The organism is Streptomyces albus subsp. albus (genome assembly GCF_000725885.1).
Classification (GTDB): Bacteria; Actinomycetota; Actinomycetes; order Streptomycetales; family Streptomycetaceae; genus Streptomyces; species Streptomyces albus.
Map to the genome: position 1 here is coordinate 186,598 of NZ_JODR01000008.1, position 21,262 is coordinate 207,859.

At 72.7% G+C, this 21,262-nt stretch carries 14 protein-coding genes; 10 read left to right on the forward strand and 4 right to left on the reverse strand.

The window, feature by feature from the left end; all coding sequences use genetic code 11:
• The first annotated feature begins 20 nt into the window (after positions 1-20).
• Positions 21-266 (forward strand): hypothetical protein, encoded by a 246-nt coding sequence (locus IO40_RS33405; protein ID WP_033228687.1) that lies wholly within the window; start codon positions 21-23, stop codon positions 264-266.
• 50 nt (positions 267-316) lie between these two features.
• On the forward strand, positions 317-3,502 hold the full coding sequence (locus tag IO40_RS0110265) for a helix-turn-helix transcriptional regulator (RefSeq protein WP_078659710.1): 3,186 nt from the start codon (positions 317-319) through the stop codon (positions 3,500-3,502).
• 229 nt (positions 3,503-3,731) lie between these two features.
• Here the strand turns inward: IO40_RS0110265 and IO40_RS0110270 are convergent, their stop codons facing one another.
• The 3 genes from IO40_RS0110270 to IO40_RS0110280 form a co-directional block, all read right to left on the reverse strand.
• Positions 3,732-3,980, reverse strand: coding sequence for a DUF6191 domain-containing protein (locus IO40_RS0110270; protein ID WP_033228689.1), 249 nt, complete (start codon positions 3,978-3,980; stop codon positions 3,732-3,734).
• A 10-nt stretch (positions 3,981-3,990) separates the two neighbouring features.
• On the reverse strand, positions 3,991-5,151 hold the full coding sequence (locus tag IO40_RS0110275) for a PQQ-dependent sugar dehydrogenase (RefSeq protein WP_016469937.1): 1,161 nt from the start codon (positions 5,149-5,151) through the stop codon (positions 3,991-3,993).
• Positions 5,152-5,302: 151 nt separating this feature from the next.
• On the reverse strand, positions 5,303-6,298 hold the full coding sequence (locus IO40_RS0110280) for an aldo/keto reductase (protein ID WP_016469938.1): 996 nt from the start codon (positions 6,296-6,298) through the stop codon (positions 5,303-5,305).
• 154 nt (positions 6,299-6,452) lie between these two features.
• On the opposite strand from IO40_RS0110280, the gene IO40_RS0110285 reads away from it, so the two are divergent.
• The 6 genes from IO40_RS0110285 (at position 6,453) to serA (ending at position 16,776) form a co-directional block, all read left to right on the forward strand.
• Positions 6,453-7,430 (forward strand): 2-hydroxyacid dehydrogenase, encoded by a 978-nt coding sequence (locus IO40_RS0110285; RefSeq protein WP_016469939.1) that lies wholly within the window; start codon positions 6,453-6,455, stop codon positions 7,428-7,430.
• A gap of 384 nt (positions 7,431-7,814) precedes the next feature.
• Positions 7,815-11,057: a putative bifunctional diguanylate cyclase/phosphodiesterase gene (locus IO40_RS0110290; protein WP_016469940.1), complete on the forward strand. Its 3,243-nt coding sequence runs from the start codon at positions 7,815-7,817 to the stop codon at positions 11,055-11,057.
• 271 nt (positions 11,058-11,328) lie between these two features.
• Entirely contained in the window at positions 11,329-13,194 is a 1,866-nt protein-coding gene (locus IO40_RS0110295) for an acetolactate synthase large subunit (RefSeq protein WP_031026015.1), read from the forward strand.
• 33 nt (positions 13,195-13,227) lie between these two features.
• Entirely contained in the window at positions 13,228-13,752 is a 525-nt protein-coding gene (gene ilvN / locus IO40_RS0110300; RefSeq protein WP_016469942.1) for an acetolactate synthase small subunit, read from the forward strand.
• Positions 13,753-13,834: 82 nt separating this feature from the next.
• Positions 13,835-14,833, forward strand: coding sequence for a ketol-acid reductoisomerase (gene ilvC / locus IO40_RS0110305; protein ID WP_016469943.1), 999 nt, complete (start codon positions 13,835-13,837; stop codon positions 14,831-14,833).
• A 353-nt stretch (positions 14,834-15,186) separates the two neighbouring features.
• A complete protein-coding gene (gene serA / locus IO40_RS0110310) occupies positions 15,187-16,776 on the forward strand; it encodes a phosphoglycerate dehydrogenase (protein WP_016469944.1) in 1,590 nt (529 codons plus the stop codon).
• A 207-nt stretch (positions 16,777-16,983) separates the two neighbouring features.
• Here serA and IO40_RS0110320 read toward each other — a convergent pair whose 3' ends face one another.
• Positions 16,984-18,171 carry a PucR family transcriptional regulator gene (locus tag IO40_RS0110320; RefSeq protein ID WP_016469945.1) on the reverse strand — a complete coding sequence of 396 codons (1,188 nt, stop codon included), beginning with the start codon at positions 18,169-18,171 and terminating at the stop codon, positions 16,984-16,986.
• A gap of 239 nt (positions 18,172-18,410) precedes the next feature.
• On the opposite strand from IO40_RS0110320, the gene IO40_RS0110325 reads away from it, so the two are divergent.
• Positions 18,411-19,337 carry a proline dehydrogenase family protein gene (locus tag IO40_RS0110325; protein ID WP_016469946.1) on the forward strand — a complete coding sequence of 309 codons (927 nt, stop codon included), beginning with the start codon at positions 18,411-18,413 and terminating at the stop codon, positions 19,335-19,337.
• 47 nt (positions 19,338-19,384) lie between these two features.
• On the forward strand, positions 19,385-21,016 hold the full coding sequence (gene pruA, locus IO40_RS0110330) for an L-glutamate gamma-semialdehyde dehydrogenase (protein ID WP_031175301.1): 1,632 nt from the start codon (positions 19,385-19,387) through the stop codon (positions 21,014-21,016).
• Positions 21,017-21,262 lie beyond the last annotated feature (246 nt).

Below are 21,262 nucleotides of genomic sequence, written 5' to 3' on the forward strand. Positions count from 1 at the left end.
GCCCGGCGCCCGGCGCCAGTGTGGAGACACATCGTCCGCACGACATCGAGGGGGACACCACCGTGTTCTACGACGCCGACATCCACTACCGGCTCCGCATGGCCGACCTGCGGCGCGAGGCCGACCACGAGCGGCTGGTGCGCCAGGCACGGGCCGCACACGAGGGGAAGGAGAAGAACGGCGCCGCGGCGCGCTCCCGCCCCGCCCGCCGGTCCGGCCGCCGCGACGACGGCCGGGGAGGGACGGAGTGGGTCGAGGCGGCCTGAGCACGGGCCCGCGCGCGGAAGACGGATGCCCCGTGACGGTGCCGGATGCCATGCTGAGCACCGTGCCCCTTCACACCAGCGTCAGCCCCGTCTTCGTCGGCCGGGCAGCGGAACTGGCCGCGCTCACCGACGCCCTCACCCGTGCCGCCGAGGGCGCCCCGCAGGCCCTGCTGCTCGGCGGCGAGGCAGGCGTGGGCAAGACCCGGCTGCTGGAGGAGTTCCTGGAACGGGCCCGCGCGGCCGGCAGCGTGACCACCGTGGGTGGCTGCCTCGAACTGGGCGCCGACGGCCTCCCCTTCGCACCCTTCACCACGGCGCTGCGCGGCCTGCGCAGCGCCGTGGACCCGGCCGTGCTGGCCGCCGCGGCCGAAGGCCGCGAGAGCGAACTCGCCCGGCTCCTCCCGGACCTGGCGGCACCCGCCACAGCCGCCGCACCCGCCGACCGGCGCGACGAGTACGCCGACGCGGACGCCGACGGCGGACGGGCCCGGCTGTTCGAGGCCACCGCCCAGCTGCTGGAGCGGCTCGCCGCCCGCCGCACCCTCGTCGTCGCCCTCGAAGACCTCCAGTGGGCCGACCGCTCCACCCGCGAACTGCTCGGCTACCTCATCCGCTCCCTGCGCGCCTGCCGTCTCGTACTGCTGGCCACCTACCGCAGCGACGACATCCACCGCCGCCACCCGCTGCGCCCCTTCCTCGCCGAACAGGACCGGCTGCGCACCGTCCTCCACCTCCAGGTGCCGCGCCTCACCCGCGCCGAGGTCCACGCCCAGATGACCGGCATCAACGGCGCCGAACCCGACAGCGCACTGGCCGACGAGGTCCACCGCCGCTCCGAGGGCATCCCCTTCTTCGTCGAGGAACTCACCGCCACCTGCGCCTCCTGCTCCATCAGCGACTCGCTGCGGGACCTGCTGCTCGTCCGCCTCGAAGCCCTGCCCGAGCCGGCCCAGCGCATCGTGCGGCTCGCCGCGGGCGGTGGCTCCGCCGTCGAACACGCCCTGCTGGCCGCCGTCGCCCGGCTCGGCGAGGACGCACTGCTCGAAGCACTCCGCGCCGCCGTCGGCGCCAACGTGCTGCGGCCCACCGACGACGGCAGCGGCTACCACTTCCGGCACGCGCTGCTGAGCGAAGCGGTCCGCGAGGACCTCCTCCCCGGCGAACTCGCCCGCATCAGCCGCCGCTACGCCGAAGCCCTGGAAGCCGACCCCGGCCTGGTACGGGACGAGGAGCGGCTGGCCCGCCTCGCGCACTACTGGTACCGCGGCCGGGACGCCGCCAAGGCCCTGCCCGCCGCACTGGCCGCCTCCGTCGAGGCCCGCCGCCGGCACGCCTACGCCGAGGAACACCAACTGCTGGAACGCGTCATCGAACTGTGGGACGAGGTGGCCGAGGACACCAGGGAAGCACTCCCCGCCCTGATCGTCCCCCGCACCTTCCCCCGCACCGACGCGTGCGGGCGGGCCGCGGACACCGGCCGCCGGGCGAGGCCGCCCCGTTTCACGGACGTCCTGGCCGAAGCCGTCGTCGCCGCCCGCACCAGCGGTGATGTGGCCCGCGCCAAAGTGCTCACCCGCCGCGCCCTGGCCCGGCTCGACGAGCACAAGGACCCGCTCACCGCCGCCTGGTTTCAGCTGCGGATGGCCATGCTCACCGAGGACGTCGGAGGCGGCGACGGCTGGGCGCACATCGCCAGGGCCCAGGAACTGGTCCGCGGCCTGCCCCCTTCGCCCGTGCACGCCGAGATCCTCACCAGCGCCGCCGGCTGGGGCATGGTGCACCGCCCCGGACGCGAGGCACTGGCCACCGCCGTACGCGCCGTCGAACTGGCCCGGATCGTCGGCGCCACCGCCATCGAACTCCAGGCCCGCGTCACCCTCGGCTCGCTGCTCGCCGAGTCCGGCGCCCTCGAGGAGGGCCTCACCGAGATGGCCCGCGCCCGCGACGAGGCCGACGAGGCAGGACTCACCGGCGTCATGACGTCGGCCGCCACCACCATCGCCGTCGAACTGGAGGCCGCCGGCCGCTCGGCGCAGGCCGCGGAGGAAGCCGCCCGCGCCGCACACGTCGCCCAGCAGCGCGGCCGTCCCAACTCCTACGCCGGCGCACTCGCCGGGCAGGCCGAGGCACTGCTGTCCACCGGCGCGTGGGAGCGGGCCGCACAACTGCTGGACGAGGCCCGGAGCGCAGCCCGCGCCGCCGACGTCCGCGCCTGGGTCGCACTGCTGCGCGCCCGCCTCGCCCACGGCAGGGGCGATCCGTCCGCCCTGCGCGCCGCCGTCGAGGAGGCCGTGGCCGCCCTCGGTCCCTCCCGCACGCTCGACCCCCAGAAAGCCGTCGAGCTGCGGCACCACACCATGACCCTCGCCGCCGAACGCGGCGACCTCGCCGAGGCCCGCGCCGAGCTGGCCCGCGCCCTGGACGAGGGCTTCCGGCCCGGCAGCCACCCGCAGGCCTGGGCCCTGCTGACCGGCGCCGCCTGCCACGAAGCCGCCACATGGGGCCTGCCCGGCGCCTGTTACGGACGCGCCACCGTACTGGGCCGGCTGCGCCGCGCCGCCCGGCAACTGCCGCGGCCCGCAGCGGTGTGGGAGGGGTACGCGCTGCTGCTGGAGGCCGAACTCGCGCGGGCCGAGGGGCGGTACGAGCCGGCCCTGTGGGAGGCCGCCGTCCGCGCCCTGGAACCCGTCGGCCGCCCCCACCCCCTGGCCCACGCCCGGCTGCACTGGGCGGAGGCGCTGCTGGAAGCGGGCACGCTCCCGGCGCCGGGTGCGCCCGCGCCGGCCCGGCTGCTGCGGGAGGCGCACAGCACGGCCGAACTGCTGGGGGCCGTCCCGCTGCGGACCGAGGCCGAACAGCTCGCCGCCCGCACCCGCACCGATCTGACCGCCGCCGCGGAGGAGCACCCGGCGCGGCAGGTGCCGAGGGCCCCCAGCGACCCGGCCGCGTCCTTCGGCCTCACCCGCCGGGAGCGGGACGTCCTGGAACTGGTCGCGGAAGGGCTGAGCAACCGGCAGATAGCCGAACGTCTGCACATCGCGCCGAAGACGGCCAGCGTGCACGTCTCCAACATCCTGGCGAAGCTGGAGGTCGCCACCCGGGGCGAGGCGGCGGCACTGGCCTACCGCCTCCGGCTGGTGCGGCCCGGCAGTCTGCCGGCACCCACGGCCGGCACACCCCGGCGCACGGCCCCCGCCCCGGCCGGGAGCCCCGCCCCCGGGCCCGGCCGCCGTTAGGACGCGCCGGCGGTGGCGGCACCCCGGCGCCGGGAGGAAGGTCCCGGCGCCGGCTGCGGTACTCCGCGCCTACCGCTCCGGCGGCCCCGCGGGATCCGGGGGTCCCACCCGGTCCGCAGGTTCCACCCGGTCCGCAGGCCCCTCCCGGTCCGCAGGCCCCTCCCGGTCCGCAGGTTCCACCCGGTCCGTGGGTCCCACCGGTTCCGTCGGCTCCGCCAAGTCCGTGGACTCACCCGGGTCCGCCGGGTCCGCCGGCTCCGGGACCTCCGCCGGGTCCACCAGCTCCTTCCCGCTCCACCGGCTGCGCCGGTTCGGCCGCGGGGCGGGGGCGGATCACGACGTGGCCGGAGGCCAGGTCGATCGGGCCCTTGCCCGGGTCCGTGCTGCCGGTCTCCACCCGGGTGTGCTCCAGCCGCTGCCGCTCGTCGTCGGTGTGCTTGCGGTTCGGGGAGAACAGCTCCTCGATCAGGTTGAACACATGACCACCCTCAGCGCACCTGGAGCCTGAGGATACGGTCGTCCCCCTTCTCCGGTGAGCCACGTCCGTCCGTCTCGCTCGTGACCAGCCAGAGACCGCCGCCACCACCGGTGCCGTGGTCGGCGACGACCGTGCGGAGCCGTCCGTACTTTCCCTTCAGGAACGCCTGCGGGGCGGCTGAGGGTTCCGCGCCCCGCAGAGGGATACGCCACAGCCGTTCGCCGCGCAGCCCGGCCATCCACACGGAACCCTTGGCGATCGCGATGCCGCTGGGCGAGGCATCGGCGGTGCGCCACTGCTCGACGGGGTCCCGGAACCGGCCCTTGCCGCTCCTGCCCTCCGCGTCCGGCCAGCCGTAGTTCTTGCCGGGTTCGATCAGGTTGAGCTCGTCCCAGGTGTCCTGCCCGAACTCGGAGGCCCACAGCCGCTTGTCGCGGTCCCAGGCGAGGCCCTGCACATTGCGGTGGCCCCAGCTGTAGACGACGGAGTCGGAGGCGGGGTTGCCGTGGCCGGGCGGTTCGCCGTCCGGGGTCATCCGCAGGATCTTCCCGCCGAGCGATTTCCTGTCCTGGGAGAGCCGCCCGTCGCCGGACTCGCCGGTACCGGCGTAGAGCATGCCGTCGGGGCCGAACGCGATCCGGCCCCCGTTGTGCAGCTGTCCCTTGGGGATGCCCTTGAGGACAGTGTCGGGCGCGCCCAGCTGTTCGCCGGGTTCCTTCTTGTCGTCGTAGACCATCCGCACGATGCGGTTGTCGGAGGCGGAGGTGAAGTAGGCGTACACCCACTTGCCGGCCTGTTCGCCCTCCGTGGGAACGGCCAGCCCCAGCAGACCGCCCTCGCCGCCGGGGGAGACCCCGGGCACGGTGCCGGCCTCGGTCTTCTTGCCGCTGTCCTTGTCGATGCGGAGGATCTTCCCGGTGTCCCGCGAGGAGACCAGCAGATCTCCGCCGGGCAGCGGGGCCAGCCCCCACGGCGATTTCAGCCTGGTCGTCAGCGTCTTGACGACCTTCACGGAACCCTTGGCGGGCGGTGCCGCCCCCGAGGGCGCCCGCTCGCTCGGCCGGCTGTCCCGCGAGGGGCCGGCGTCCGCGTCGCCGCCCCCGCCGGAACATCCGGCGGCGAGCACCGCCGTACAGACCACCCCGACAACCACACCCGTCGCACGTCGCACGTTCCGGCTCCTCGCCCTCGGCCAGCGGACCTCTCCCCAGGGGATCACATCCTCCCCGGGCGCGGGCTCTCCCACGCGAACCGGGACGGCCGCCACGCGGCGGGTCCTGCCGGCGTTCCCCTCCCGGTGCCGGCCCGGCGGTGCGGCGGCTTCAGTCCCAGGAACCCTGCGCCGGGGGCAGCCGGGCGATCTCCGCCAGGTCGCCCTCCCGCAGCACGAGTCTGCTCGCGGCGGCGTTCTCCGTGACCCAGTGGGGTTTCTTCGTGCCGGGGACGGGGATGACGTGGCGGCCCTGGGCGAGGACCCAGGCGAGCGCGACCTGGCCCGGGGTGGCGTTGCCGTGGCGGCGGGCGACCCGGCGCAGCCCGGCGACGATGGGCTGGTTGGCGGCCATCATCTCCGCGGTGAAACGGGGGTGCCGGGCGCGCAGGTCGTCGGGTTCGAAACCGCCGCCGGTGGTGAGGGCGCCGGTCAGATAGCCGTTGCCCAGCGGCATGGCGGCGAGGAAGCCGACGCCGCGGACCTCGCACCAGGGCAGCAGCCGCTCCAGCGCCTCCCTGGACCACACGGACAGTTCGGCCTGGACGGCGCTGACGGGGAAGACCTGCTGGACGCGTTCGAGCGCTCGTATCGTCCCGTCGTGGATGTCGGCACCGGCCCGCCGGTCCGCCCGGGCGCCGACGGCGCAGAAGCCCAGCGCGCGCACCTTGCCGGCCGTCACCAGTTCCGCCATCGCGCCCCAGGTCTCCTCGATCGGTACCTCGGGGTCGGCGCGGTGCAGCTGGTAGAGGTCGATGACGTCGGTCTGGAGCCGGCGCAGTGAGGCGTCGCAGGCACGGCGCACATAGCTGGGGCGGCCGTTGGCGACGATGTGCTGTTCGCCGACCAGCAGCCCGCACTTGGTGGAGACGAACGCGTCGCGGCGGCGTTCCCTGAGCACCCGCCCCAGCAGCAGTTCGTTGGTGAAGGGCCCGTACATGTCGGCGGTGTCCAGCAGGGACATTCCCGCGTCCAGGGCGGTGTGCACGGCGCGCATGGAGGTCTCGCCGTGCTGCTGCGAGGAGGAGTAGGCCCAGCTCATCGGCATACAGCCCAGTCCCACGGCGCCCACGCCGAGGGCTGCCGCACCGATCGTCCTGCGCTCCACCTGGCTCTCCTGCTTCCTCCGGACGGCCCCCCAAACTAGCGGCTGCCTCCGGTGTCACTCACGTTCACCCCGGTCACAGCATCCCCGGGGCGTCCGGAGCCTCGTCCGGGAGGCACCCCGGCACCCCGGTACGGCGTGCCATTAGTCTCTCCCCATGGCTGCTGCGACGGAGGTCTGGCTCTCGCTCCCGCCGGAGAGCGTCGAGGGCCTGCCCGACTCCCTGACGTACCGGTACTGGAACGGAGAGGAGGAGTTCCCGGCGGACCCCGCGGACTGCGCCTTCTACGTCGTTCCCTATTACCAGGGTGCAGAGGTCGCCGTACGGCCCCTCCCGCTGATGACGGGCGTCCGTGTCGTCCAGACCCTCACAGCGGGCATCGACCACATCGCGTCCGCCATCCCGCGCCTCCCCACCGGTACGAGGGTGTGCAACGCGCGCGGCGTGCACGACGCGAGCACCGCCGAGCTCGCCGTGGCACTCACCCTCGCCGCCCTCCGTGACCTGCCCGGATCGGTGCGCGCCCAGGACCGCGGCGCGTGGCTGCCCGGTTTCCGGCCGGCGCTCGCCGACCGCACGGTGCTGATCGTCGGCTACGGCGCGGTGGGGGAGGCCGTCGAGCGGCGGCTGCTGCCGTTCGAGGTCGCCGCCGTCCACCGGGTGGCCCGCTCGGCACGGCAGGCCCCGCTGGGCGAGGTCCGGCCACTGAGCGAGATCGGCGAACTGCTGCCGCTCGCCGACGTGGTGATCCTGGCGACGCCGCTCACGGACGAGACCCGCGGTCTGGTGGACGCCGCGTTCCTCGCCCGGATGAAGGACGGGGCGCTGCTGGTCAACGTGGCGCGCGGCGGGGTGGTCGACACCGGCGCGCTGATCGCCGAGACCGGCACCCCCGCATCGGCGCCGGGCGCGGAGGACGGCGTTCCGGGGCGGCTGCGGGCGGCACTCGATGTGACCGACCCCGAACCCCTGCCCGAAGATCACCCGTTGTGGCGGATACCCGGAGTGCTGATCACTCCGCACCTCGGAGGGATCACTTCCGCGTTCCATCCGCGTGCCGCCAGACTCCTCGCGGAGCAGCTGAGGCGCTGGGCGGCCGGTGAGGAACTGGTGAACACGATGGCCGTGGCGTAGATCCCGTAAACCCTCCCGGGCCGTCAGGGGCCACGCTACGGGTCCGTACGACTGCGCCCTGTACCGATCCTCCCTCTTGTGGTTACGGTCTGTATTGGGACTATGTCCCAGAGTGACGAACCTGGTGTATCGTCCCGAGCGGGGGGCGAAACCCGGACACGAGGGGGGCGACGGGCGAATGCACGATCAACGGACGAACTGCCGCACGGGGCGCGAGGACCGCGCCGGCGAATCTCCCAACCGCCAGACACGGCGCCCGCGTTGCGCCGGCCGGGCACCCGCGGCACTCGCCGCACAGGCGGCCCGCCTCACGCGCACGACGCGGAACGCATCCGACCGCCGGGCCCGCTTCGCCAAGTGGCCCCCGTCCGGACGGATGGCGCGATGACCACCCACGAAGCGGCCCCGAGGCGGGGCACGTACTGGACGGACGCACCTGGAAAACAGCACACCGGCACGGCCCGCAGCGAGCCGGTGCCGCCCCAGCCGCGCGGAGGAGGCTCGGGCGGGACCAGGCGAGCGGGACTGGTCACGCAGGTGGTTCTGGCGGCGGTCTGCGCCTGCTACGCCGTCGGGGCGGCGCTCGGCTGGGGCTCGCAGACCCTCGCCCTGATCATGGGCGACTTCGGACTCAGCGCGGCGGCGCTGCTGGCCGCGGGCTCCTGCCTGTGGTATGCGCACACCCAGCGGCGGAACACCGAGGGTGCCGGAGCGGCCCATCTGCCCCCGGCCGAACGGGCCCGCCTGCGGGCGAGCCGCCCCGCCTGGGTGCTCTTCAGCGTCTCCTCGCTGATGGCCGGCCTGGGCAACGGCGTATGGGGCTGGTACGAGCTGGTGCTCGACCAGCCGGTGCCCCGGCCGTCGCTGGCGGACTTCTGCTTCCTGCTGTTCGCGCCGCCGGCCATCGTCGGCCTGCTGGTGCTCGCCAAGCGCCCCGTCACCCGCGCCGGCTGGATCTGCCTCAGCCTCGACGCCTGGCTGATCGGCGGCTCACTGCTGACCCTCTCCTGGTCGCTGGCGCTCGCCCACACCGCCTACTGGCAGGGCGACTCGGTGGCCAGGGCCGCGCTCAACCTGGCCTACCCGCTGCTGGACATCGTGCTCGTCAGCATGGTCCTGGCGCTGCACTTCAGGCGGTCGGCCGCACACCGCAGCGCACTGAACACCGCGGTCGGCGCCCTCGCGCTCACCGTGCTGTGCGACGCGCTGTTCACCTCGCCGCTGCTGCGCCAGCACTACTCCTCCGGTCAGCTGCTGGACGCCGGCTGGTTCGCCGGGTCGCTGCTGCTCGCCTACGCGCCCTGGGTCGGCAGGCGCACCAGGACGGCCGGCAGCGTGCCGCCGCAGCCCCTGGCCACGGCACGCGAGGCCGAGGCCCGCGCCACCCACCCCAGCCGGCCGATCACCGGTTCGCTCAGCGCCCTGACGCCCTACCTGGCGGCGGCCGTGTGCACGCTGGGCATCCTCTACAACTCCGTGGACGGCCGGGAGCTGGACCGCGTCGTCCTCTACACGGGGTGCACGGTGGTGCTCGCCCTCGTGCTGCGGCAGGGCATCATGCTGCTGGACAACATCACGCTCACCCAGGAGCTGGCCCAGAAGGAGAACCACTTCCGCTCCCTGGTCCAGGGGTCCAGCGACGTCATCATGATCACCGCGGCCACCGGGAAGCTCCGCTACGTCTCACCGGCGGCGGCCGGGGTATACGGACGCGACGCCGAGGACCTGGTGGGCGCCGAGCTGTCCTCCCTGGTGCACCCCGAGGACCTCGGCCAGGTGCTGCACGAGCTGCGCCGCTTCCTGGCCACCTCCTCCGAGAAGGAGTCGTGCACCAGAATCGAATGCCGCTTCCGGCACGGCGACGGCCACTGGCTCAACGTCGAGTCCACGGTCAACCGCTACCAGGGCGGGCTCATCTTCAACAGCCGGGACGTGACCGAACGCGTGCGGCTCCAGGCACAGTTGCAGCACAACGCCTCGCACGACGCGCTCACCGACCTGCCCAACCGCGCCCTGTTCACCGAACGGGTCCGTCAGGCCATCGGCGGACGCCGCGGCGGTGACTGCGGCACGGCCGTGCTCTTCATCGACCTGGACGGCTTCAAGGCGGTCAACGACACCATCGGCCACCAGGCGGGCGACGAACTGCTGGTGCAGGCCGCGCGCCGGCTGCACGACTCGGTGCGCTCCGGCGACACCGCGGCCCGGCTCGGCGGCGACGAGTTCGCCGTGCTCATCCGGGGCGACGGCGAGCCGGGACGCAAGCCCGACGCCGAGCGCGAACTGCGTATCCGCGACATCGCCGACCGGCTGCGGATCACCCTCTCCGACCCGTACCGCGTCGAGGGCACCGAGGTGCGGGTGGCCGCCTCCATCGGCATCGCCTTCGCCGAGCCGGGCATCACCCCCGGCGCCCTGATGCGCAACGCCGACCTGGCGATGTACCGCGCCAAGCAGGCCGGGAAGGCGCGGGTGGAGCTGTACGCGCCGCAGATGCAGGCCGAGGTCGTCAAGCGGGCCGAACTGGCCGCGCGGCTGCGCAGCGCCCTGCACGACGGCGAGTTCGCACTGCTGCACCAGCCGATCGTCGAGCTGTCCAGCGGCAAGATCACCGCCATCGCCGCCGAGGCACGCTGGCGCTCCGCCCAGGGCATCCTCTTCACCCCGGCCGAGTTCCTGCGCACCGAGGGTGCCTCGGCGCGCGAGGCGCGGGGTGTGGGCGGCGAGCGGGCCGCCGAGGTCAGCCGCTGGCTGCTGGAGGAGGCGGTGCAGCAGGCAGCCGCCCGTCAGCGGGCCGGCTACGGCGCCCCGGTCACCGTCAGGCTGCCCGCGCGGCGGCTGACCGAGCCGGGGATGGAACCGCACAGCATCGGCGCACTGCTGGCGCGGCACGGGCTGGCCGCGGCGCCGGGGCCCACCGGGGGCACGGCGCTGGGTGCGCCCGCCGCCAACGCGGGGGTGCCGGGGGCGCCGGGCGCGCTGATCCTGGAGCTGTCGGACAGCGACCCGCGCATCCCGCTGGACGAGCTGGAGCGGCGGCTGACGGCGCTGCGCCGGCTGGGGGTGCTCATCTCGCTGGACGGCTTCGGCAGCGGTGCCTCCGGGGGCGCCTCCATCGCCGCGCTGCGCCGGCTGCCGGTGGACATCCTGCGGCTGGACAGGGGGCTGACGGACGGCATCGTGGAGTCCTCCCGGCAGCGCAAGATCACCGCCGGGCTGCTGCGGATCGCCGGTGACCTGGGGCTGACCACCGTCGCGGAGGGCGTGGACGCTCCCGAGCAGGCCACGCTGCTGCGCGAGATGGGCTGCACGCACGGCCAGGGCGCCGTCTTCTCGGGGCCGCTGGACGAGCACCGGCTGCGTACGGCGCTGGCCCGCGGGGTGTACGCGGTGCCCGAGTCGAGCCGCAGCGGGGGTGCCTCGGGCTACGGTGAGGAGCACCCGGAGGGCCGGGACGCCGTCGCGGTGGCGGGCGTGCTGCCGGTGCGGCCGGGGCCGGCCACCCGTCCGGGCGGGCCGCTGGGGTCGGCAGCCGGAACGCTGACCGTACGGCAGCAGGGCACGCCGGGGGCGCTGACGCACCCCACGGTGCGCTCAAATGCTGAGACGCCCGTCCCACCCACTTGACACTCGGGGCTTGACGGGGAGAGGGTCGTCATCATGCGCACCCGACTTCTCGTAATTGGACAGCGCGTCTGCTGAACCGGGTTCCCCCGAACCCGCGTATCAGCGGCGCGCTCCCCTCGCTTGCCTTTGGGCACGAGGGGTTTTTTGTTGCACCAGCACCTGAGCCCTCCCCCAGCGGTAGCCCGACATCTCCGGCACATCCGTCACAGCCCACGCCGAGCGACCGCCCCACACCGAGCGTCAACCCTCACTCGCCGAGAAGAGACAAGCGATGACCGAACAGGCCACCGGGGCCCCGAAGCCGCAGCCGCGGGCCCGCAGCGGCGGGCAGCAGCCCACTCCCGTTCCGTCCCAGGCCGCCCAGCGCATCACGGGCGCCCAGTCCCTCGTCCGTGCTCTTGAGGAAGTCGGCGCCGACACCGTGTTCGGCATCCCCGGCGGCGCCATCCTGCCCGCGTACGACCCGATGATGGACTCCTCCCGGGTCCGGCACGTCCTCGTCCGCCACGAGCAGGGCGCCGGCCACGCGGCCACCGGCTACGCGCAGGCCACCGGCAAGGTCGGCGTCTGCATGGCCACCTCGGGCCCCGGCGCCACCAACCTGGTCACCCCGCTCGCCGACGCGCACATGGACTCCGTGCCGCTGGTCGCCATCACCGGCCAGGTCGCCACCTCGCTGATCGGCACGGACGGCTTCCAGGAGGCCGACATCTGCGGCATCTCGATGCCGGTCACCAAACACAACTTCCTGGTCAAGGACCCGGACGAGATCCCCCGCACCATCGCCGAGGCCTTCCACATCGCCTCCACCGGCCGGCCGGGCCCGGTGCTGGTCGACATCGCCAAGGACGCCCTGGAGGGCAAGACCACCTTCCAGTGGCCGCCCACCACCGAGCTGCCCGGCTACCGTCCGGTGACCAAGCCGCACGGCAAGCAGATCCGCGAGGCCGCCAAGCTGATCACCGAGGCCCGCCGGCCCGTCCTCTACGTCGGCGGCGGCGTCCTGAAGGCCGGGGCCACGGCCGAGCTGAAGGTGCTGGCCGAGCTGACCGGCGCCCCGGTGACCACCACCCTGATGGGTCTCGGCGCCTTCCCCGACAGCCATCCGCAGCACCTGGGCATGCCCGGGATGCACGGCACCGTCGCCGCGGTCACCGCGCTCCAGAAGGCCGACCTGATCGTCGCCCTGGGCGCCCGTTTCGACGACCGTGTCACCGGCAAGCTGGACTCCTTCGCGCCGTACGCCAAGGTGGTGCACGCCGACATCGACCCCGCCGAGATCGGCAAGAACCGTGCCGCCGACGTGCCGATCGTCGGTGACGCCCGCGAGGTGCTGGCCGATCTGGTCGTCGCTCTCCAGAACGAGCAGGCGGAGCGCCCCGGCGAGCCCGGCGACCGGTACGCCGACTGGTGGGCCACGATCAACCGCTGGCGCGAGACCTACCCGCTCGGCTACGAGCAGCCCAAGGACGGCTCCCTGGCGCCGCAGCAGGTCATCAAGCGGATCGGCGAGCTGGCCCCGGAGGGCACGATCTTCGCCGCGGGCGTCGGCCAGCACCAGATGTGGGCGGCCCACTTCATCGACTACGAGCAGCCGGCCACCTGGCTCAACTCCGGCGGCCTGGGCACCATGGGCTACGCCGTCCCGGCCGCGCTGGGCGCCAAGGTGGGCATGCCGGACCGCACGGTGTGGGCCATCGACGGCGACGGCTGCTTCCAGATGACCAACCAGGAGCTGGTCACCGCCGCCCTCAACGGGGCGCCGATCAAGGTCGCCGTCATCAACAACGGCGCGCTGGGCATGGTCCGCCAGTGGCAGACCCTCTTCTACAACCAGCGCTACTCCAACACCGTGCTGCACGACGGCGAGGAGGGGGAGCCGAACCGCGGCACCCGCATCCCGGACTTCGTGAAGCTGGCGGAGGCCATGGGCTGTGTCGGCATCCGCTGCGAGGACCCCGCGCAGCTCGACGCGGTCATCGAGAAGGCGAACGCCATCAACGACCGGCCGGTCGTCGTCGACTTCATCGTCCACGAGGACGCCATGGTGTGGCCGATGGTGGCGGCCGGCACCTCCAACGACGAGGTGATGGCGGCGCGCGGCGTCCGCCCCGACTTCGGCGACAACGACGACTGACGGCCCCACCGGTACGAGAAAGGCATTTCACCGATGTCCAAGCACACGCTCTCCGTGCTGGTGGAGAACACCCCCGGCATCCTGGCCAGGATCGCCTCGCTCTTCTCCCGCCGCGGCTTCAACATCGACTCGCTCGCCGTCGGCGTCACCGAGCACCCCGACATCTCGCGTATCACCATCGTGGTGAACGTTGAGGACCTGCCGCTGGAGCAGGTCACCAAGCAGCTCAACAAGCTGGTCAACGTCCTCAAGATCGTCGAGCTGGAGCCCTCGTCCGCCGTCCAGCGCGAACTCGTCCTCGTGAAGGTCCGCGCCGACAACGACACCCGCTCCCAGATCGTGGAGATCGTCCAGCTCTTCCGCGCCAAGACCGTCGACGTCTCCCCGGAGGCCGTCACGATCGAGGCCACCGGCAGCGCCGACAAGCTGGAGGCGATGCTGAAGATGCTGGAGCCGTACGGCATCAAGGAACTGGTGCAGTCCGGCACCATCGCCATAGGACGCGGCGCCCGCTCCATCACCGACCGGAGCCTGCGCGCGCTCGAACGTACCGCGTGACCGTCCGCCCCTGATCACACCCCGGCTGCCCGGCCGTCGTAGGTTGGGCGCCACCACTCATCTGCACAAGGAGAAACACCCAGTGGCCGAGCTGTTCTACGACGACGACGCCGATCTGTCCATCATCCAGGGCCGCAAGGTCGCGGTGCTCGGGTACGGCAGCCAGGGCCACGCCCACGCGCTGTCCCTGCGCGACTCGGGCGTCGACGTCCGCGTCGGTCTGCACGAGGGATCGAAGTCCCGGGCGAAGGCCGAGGAGCAGGGTCTGCGCGTGACGACGCCCGCCGAGGCGGTCCAGGAAGCGGACGTGATCATGGTCCTGGTCCCGGACCCGATCCAGGCCAAGGTCTACGAGGAGTCCATCGCCCCCCACCTCAAGGACGGCGACGCCCTCTTCTTCGGCCACGGCCTGAACATCCGCTACGACTTCATCAAGCCCCCGGCCTCGGTCGACGTGTGCATGGTCGCCCCCAAGGGCCCGGGTCACCTGGTGCGCCGCCAGTACGAGGAGGGCCGCGGCGTGCCGTGCATCGCGGCCGTCGAGCAGGACGCCAGCGGCAACGCCTTCGCGCTGGCCCTCTCCTACGCCAAGGCCATCGGCGGCACCCGCGCCGGTGTCATCAAGACCACCTTCACCGAGGAGACCGAGACCGACCTGTTCGGTGAGCAGGCCGTGCTCTGCGGTGGCACCGCCGCCCTGGTCAAGGCGGGCTTCGACACCCTGGTCGAGGCCGGCTACCAGCCGGAGATCGCCTACTTCGAGTGCCTCCACGAGCTGAAGCTGATCGTGGACCTGATGTACGAGGGCGGTCTGGAGAAGATGCGCTGGTCCGTCTCCGAGACGGCCGAGTGGGGCGACTACACCTCCGGCCCGCGCGTCATCAACGACCAGACGCGTGCGGAGATGAAGAAGATCCTGGGCGAGATCCAGGACGGCACCTTCGCCAACAACTGGATGGCCGAGTACAACGCGGGCCTGCCCAAGTACAACGAGTACAAGAAGGCCGACGAGGACCACCTGCTGGAGACCACGGGCAAGAAGCTCCGCTCCCTGATGAGCTGGGTCGACGAGGACAAGTAGGAGTCCGGCCCTTTCCCTCGTGCGGGCCGCGGGCAGCCGGGCCGCACGCCGGGCGTGGGGGAGACCTCACGTCCGGCGGACGGCCGCTGCCCGCGGCCCCGGGCGCACCCGGCAACGGCAAGGCACCGTCCCGGCAGGGACGGCGCCGCCGTCGCCGGGTGCGCCGGTGGTGCGGGTGTGAGCCCTGCGTGCGCACCCGTGCCGCCGCCCGGCGGTCCGAGTGCTCACACAGGCAGCGGAACCGCCCCCACCGAGGGCGGAGCCCTCGATAAACTGCGGGCACAGGCTCACAGCGTCGTGCGTCTGCCCTCCCGCCCCGCAGGGACCCGCGCTGTCCAGGACTTGGAGACCACGTGAGCAAGCCCGTAGTACTCATCGCCGAAGAGCTGTCGCCCGCGACCGTCGACGCGCTGGGTCCGGATTTCGAGATCCGGAACTGCGACGGTGCGAACCGGGACGAACTCCTTCCGGCTCTCGCCGATGTGGACGCCGTTCTCGTCCGTTCCGCCACCAAGATCGACGCGGAGGCCATCGCCGCGGCGAACAAGCTCAAGGTGGTCGCCCGCGCAGGCGTCGGGCTCGACAACGTGGACGTGCCCGCCGCGACCAAGGCGGGTGTCATGGTCGTCAACGCGCCGACCTCCAACATCGTCACCGCCGCGGAACTGGCCTGCGGTCTGATCGTCGCGACGGCGCGCAACATCCCGCAGGCCAACGCCGCCCTCAAGGGCGGTGAGTGGAAGCGCAGCAAGTACACGGGCGTGGAGCTGAGCGAGAAGACGCTCGGCGTGGTCGGCCTGGGCCGGATCGGTGTCCTGGTGGCGCAGCGCATGTCCGCGTTCGGGATGAAGATCGTCGCCTACGACCCGTACGTGCAGCCGGCGCGGGCCGCCCAGATGGGCGTCAAGCTGCTGTCCCTGGACGAGCTGCTGGAGGTCTCCGACTTCATCACCGTCCACCTGCCCAAGACGCCCGAGACGCTCGGCCTGATCGGCGACGAGGCGCTCCACAAGGTCAAACCGAACGTGCGCATCGTCAACGCGGCGCGTGGCGGCATCGTCGACGAGGAGGCGCTGGCCGCCGCCCTCAAGGAGGGCCGGGTCGCCGGCGCGGGCCTGGACGTCTACACCTCGGAGCCGTGCACGGACTCGCCCCTGTTCGCCTTCGACCAGGTGGTGTGCACCCCGCACCTGGGCGCCTCCACCGGTGAGGCGCAGGAGAAGGCCGGCATCGCCGTGGCCAAGTCGGTGCGGCTGGCGCTGGCGGGCGAGCTGGTCCCGGACGCGGTCAACGTGCAGGGCGGTGTCATCGCCGAGGACGTCCGCCCGGCGCTGCCGCTGGCCGAGAAGCTGGGCCGGATCTTCACCGCGCTGGCCGGTGAGGTCGCCGTGCGGCTGGACGTCGAGGTGTACGGCGAGATCACCCAGCACGATGTGAAGGTGCTGGAACTCTCCGCGCTCAAGGGTGTGTTCGAGGACGTGGTGGACGAGACGGTCTCCTACGTCAACGCGCCGCTGTTCGCCCAGGAGCGCGGCGTCGAGGTGCGGCTGACCACCTCCAGCGAGTCCGCCGAGCACCGCAACGTGGTGACCGTGCGGGGCACCCTCGCAGGCGGCGAGGAGGTCTCCGTGTCCGGCACCCTCTCGGGCCCCAAGCACCTCCAGAAGATCGTCGCCATCAACGAGCACGGCGTGGACCTGGCGGTCGCCGACCACATGGGCTTCTTCCGCTACAGCGACCGCCCCGGCGTCGTCGGCACCGTCGGCCGCATCCTGGGCGAGGCCGGCATCAACATCGCCGGTATGCAGGTCTCCCGCGCGGAGGAGGGCGGCGAGGCGCTCGTGGCCCTCACCGTGGACGACACGATCGGCGCCCCGCTGCTGGGCGAGATCGCGGCCGAGATCGGCGCCACCCACGCCAGGGCCGTCAACCTGGCGGAGTGAGGTTCCCTCTCCGTACGACCGAAGCGGGCCGGTGCACCACCGGCCCGCTCGCACAGCCGCCGCCCGCCGATGAGGTGGGCGGCGCGCTTTCCGTGCTCACCTTGGCCGTCACCGCGGCGTCGCCCGCGCCCGGCTTTCCGTCCCGTCGGACGGGACAGGGCCGCCGGCGCCGGGACCCTCACCCGGTGCCGCGTGCCGTCCGCCTCGTCACAGCCGGGCCGCCTTCAACGCCATGTGCAGCAGCAGACGGTCCTCGCCCTCGTCCAGGTCGAGGCCGGTGAGGCGTTCGACGCGGGAGAGCCGGTAGTAGAGCGTCTGGCGGTGGATGCCGAGGGCGGCGGCGGTACGCCCGGCCTGGCCCGCACAGTCGAGGAACACCTCGGCGGTGCGGGCCAGTTCGCTGTTGGCGGGCCGCAGCAGCTGCCGCACCGCGGGGTCCGGCACGGGCCCGGTGTGCGGGATACGGGTGAGGAGACGGTAGGGGCCCAGGGTGTCCCACTCGGCGATGGCGCTGGGCAGGGACTCCGCGGCGGCGGCGCGGGCTGCCGCGCGGGCCTCCTGCCAGGCGGCGGGCAGGTCGGCCAGACCGGTACGGGGCGCGCTCAGCCCGGCGGTCGCGGCGGCGCCCGCGCGCAAGGTGTGCCCGGCGGCCGAGCGCAGCAGCCGGTCGGCGGTGCTGCGGGCCGCGTCCAGACCGTGCGGGGCGCGCAGCCGTACCAGCGCGGCCAGCGCGCCGTCCCGCAGGCACTGCGCGGCCAGCCGGGGGAGGGCCGCGGGTGCGGGGCCGCGCTGGGTCCCGTCGCCGGCCTCCTGGCGTGGCCACGGCAGGACGGCCACCAGCGCGAGCGGCCCGGTGGCGGCGTCGCCGAGTGCGCCGCGCAGCCCGGACAGGGCCTCGTCCCGGGCGGCGCCGCCGCGCTCGGCGAGGGCGGCGTGCAGCAGCTCCCCGGTGTGCTCCTCGGCGCGCGCGTGCGCCGCGAGCTGGGCACCGGTGCGGTCGGCGACCGTCATGGCGGCGGCCAGCCGGGGATCGGTCAGCTGCAGTGCGCCGTCGTCCAGCAGCCAGATGTAGCCGTGCACGACGCCGCGGTCCCGCACCGGGAGGCAGATCCGGCCGTGCACCACCCCTGCGGCCGGGTCCGGTGGGATGCGCACGGGGCCGGTGGCGCGGGCGATGCCCCAGCTCTCGAAGAAGGCGCGGACGGCGGGGGTGGAGCGGCGCTGGAGGATGGTGCGGGTGCGAACGGCGTCCAGCGCGGGGGCGTCCTGGCCGTCGTCGTCGCCGCTGTCGTGCGCCCCGAAGGCGATGAGGGAGAAGTCGCGGCCCTCCAGCGTGGCCGGGGTGCCCAGCAGCTGGGAGACCTCGTCGATCAGCGCCTGGTAGTCCTCGCGCATGCCGTTGGGCCTCCGGTTCTCGTGCTGTGCGCCGGGCCGGGACGGCCGGCCCGTGCCGGGTGCGCCCGCCGGGTGGAGGCGGGGTGCCGGCCCCGCCATTCTCATACATCTGTCTGAGATCCGGTCCACGGACGCGTGACAGCTGTCGATGGTTTGCCGGTGGCGCGATCCTTACCTTCTGAGTGGCTCCGCGCATATGCCGCCGGGTCGCTCACAAGAACAATCCGTGGAGGTGCCCCGTGCTGGGTCCCGTGCTCCTCGCCGCCGCGCGCAGCGACAGCATCCGCCGCCTCGTCTCGGCCGCTCCCATCACCCGCCCGGTGGTGGACCGCTTCGTGGCCGGCGAGCAGCTCGATCAGTGTCTGACCGCCGTCACGTCGCTCGCCGGCCGCGGTATGGAGGTCACCATCGACCACCTGGGCGAGGACATCACGGACCGGTCGGAGGCCCTCCGCAACCGGGACGCCTACCTCGCACTGACCGACGCGCTGTCCGCCGCCGGTCTCGCGGAGCACGCCGAGATGTCGGTGAAGCTCTCCGCCTTCGGCCAGGCCCTGCCGGGCGGGCACGAATCGGCCTACGAGAACGTGCTGCCCGTGGTGGAGGCCGCCACGGCGGCCGGGACGACGGTCACCCTCGACATGGAGGACCACACCACCGTCGACTCCACCCTGGCGATACTCGGACAGCTCCGGGAGCGCTTCCCCCGCACCGGCGCCGTCGTCCAGTCGTACCTCTTCCGCACCGAGGACGACTGCCACGCGCTGGCAGGGGAGGGCTCCCGCGTCCGTCTGGTCAAGGGCGCCTACAAGGAGCCGGCCGAGGTCGCCTTCCAGGACAAGCGCGAGGTGGACAAGGCGTACGTGCGCTGCCTGAAGGTCCTCATGGCGGGCAAGGGATACCCGATGGTGGGCTCCCACGATCCGCGCATGGTGGCCATCGCCCAGAACCTCGCCGAGCGTTACGGTCGGAAGAAGGACGAGTACGAGTTCCAGATGCTGTACGGCATCCGCGAAGCCGAGCAGGAGCGCCTGGTCACGCAGGGGCACCGGATGCGGGTCTACGTCCCCTACGGCACGGACTGGTACGGCTACTTCATGCGACGGCTCGCGGAGCGCCCCGCGAACATGGCCTTCTTCCTGCGCTCTCTCGTCTCGCGCGGCTGACCCCCGCACACTCGACGCCCCGAACCACACGATCACAAGGAGCAACCGTGGACGCTGTGACCCAGGTCCCCGCCCCGTACAACGAGCCGGTGCACACGTACGCGCCCGGCAGCCCCGAGCGTGCGCGCCTGGAGGCCAAGCTCAAGGAGCTGGCCGACAACCCCCGCGAGCTGCCGATGACGATCAACGGCGTCAAGCGGATGGGCGGCGGCGAGCGTGTCGACGTCGTACAGCCGCACAACCACAAGAAGGTGCTCGGCACCTTCGCCACCGCCACCCGGCAGGACGCGCAGGACGCCATCGACGCGGCCCTGGCCGCAGCCCCGGCGTGGCGCGCGATGTCCTTCGACGACCGCGCCGCGATCATCCTCAAGGCCGCCGAGCTGCTGTCCGGCCCCTGGCGCGAGACGATCGCCGCCTCCACCATGCTGGGCCAGTCCAAGACCGCCCAGCAGGCCGAGATCGACGCGCCCTGCGAGCTGGTCGACTTCTGGCGCTTCAACGTGCACTTCGCGCGTGAGCTGCTCAACGAGCAGCCGCTGATCCAGCCGAACGGCATCTGGAACCGCATGGACCACCGCCCGCTGGAGGGCTTCGTCTACGCGATCACGCCGTTCAACTTCACCGCCATCGCCGGCAACCTGCCCACCGCTCCGGCACTGATGGGCAACGTGGTGGTCTGGAAGCCGTCGCCGACGCAGACCCACTCCGCCGTGCTGCTGATGGAGCTGCTGGAGGAGGCCGGGCTGCCCAAGGGCGTCATCAACCTGGTGACCGGTGACGGCAAGGAGGTCTCCGAGGTCGCCATCCCGCACCCGGACCTGGCCGGCATCCACTTCACCGGCTCCACCGCCACCTTCCAGCACCTGTGGCGGAGCGTCGGCGAGAACATCGCGAACTACAAGTCCTACCCGCGCATCGTCGGCGAGACCGGCGGCAAGGACTTCATCGTCGCCCACTCCTCCGCCGACCAGGCCGTGCTCAAGACCGCCATCACCCGCGGCGCCTTCGAGTACCAGGGCCAGAAGTGCTCGGCCGCCTCCCGTGCCTACCTGCCCCGCTCCATCTGGGAGGGCGGCTTCAAGGAGGCGCTGGCCGCCGAGGTCGAGGGCCTGACGATGGGCGACGTGACGGACCTGTCGAACTTCATCGGCGCCGTCATCGACGACCGTGCCTTCGCCAAGAACAAGGCCGCCATCGACCGCGCCAAGGCCGACCCGTCCTGCGAGATCCTGGTCGGCGGCACCTGTGACGACAGCGTCGGCTACTTCGTGTCCCCGACCGTCATCGTCTGCTCCGACCCGGAGAACGAGGTCTTCAAGACCGAGTACTTCGGCCCGATCATCGCGATCCACGTCTACGAGGACGAGAGCTGGGAGGCGATGCTCGACCAGATGGAGTCGGCCTCCGCCTACGCCCTGACCGGCGCCGTCATCGCCCAGGACCGCCAGGTGCTGGCCGCCGCCAGCGAGAAGCTGCGGTTCGCCGCCGGCAACTTCTACCTGAACGACCGGCCCACCGGCTCGATCGTCGGCCAGCAGCCGTTCGGCGGCGGGCGTGCCTCGGGCACCAACGACAAGGCGGGCTCGAAGTTCAACCTCATCCGCTGGTCCTCGCCGCGCGCCATCAAGGAGACCCAGGTCGCGCCGACGGACTACCGGTACCCGCACATGGGCTGACGCCCCTGCGTGCAGCGTGACGCGGCCCGGCTCCCGTGAGGGGGCCGGGCCGCCGTCGTTGTGGTTCTCGTCTCAGATAGTAGGAAGGCCAACTAATTGGCGAGACATCACGGCTTCCGGCTCCTATCTTTGTAGGAAGCCGATCGTCTCGCTCGACCGAGCGCTTCGCGGTGGTGACGCCCGTGCTCCCGGCAGGCGACCCCTGTCGCACCCGCAGTCCCCGCGCCTTTGGCTGTCCGGCACTTC

Bases quoted from the DNA above. Each gene is read 5' to 3' on its own strand.
- IO40_RS0110290 (WP_016469940.1), top strand. From the start codon at position 7,815: ATGACCACCCACGAAGCGGCCCCGAGGCGGGGCACGTACTGGACGGAC.
- IO40_RS0110285 (WP_016469939.1), top strand. From the start codon at position 6,453: ATGGCTGCTGCGACGGAGGTCTGGCTCTCGCTCCCGCCGGAGAGCGTC.
- IO40_RS0110295 (WP_031026015.1), top strand. From the start codon at position 11,329: ATGACCGAACAGGCCACCGGGGCCCCGAAGCCGCAGCCGCGGGCCCGC.
- IO40_RS0110265 (WP_078659710.1), top strand. From the start codon at position 317: ATGCTGAGCACCGTGCCCCTTCACACCAGCGTCAGCCCCGTCTTCGTC.
- ilvN (WP_016469942.1), top strand. From the start codon at position 13,228: ATGTCCAAGCACACGCTCTCCGTGCTGGTGGAGAACACCCCCGGCATC.
- IO40_RS0110320 (WP_016469945.1), bottom strand. From the start codon at position 18,171: ATGCGCGAGGACTACCAGGCGCTGATCGACGAGGTCTCCCAGCTGCTG.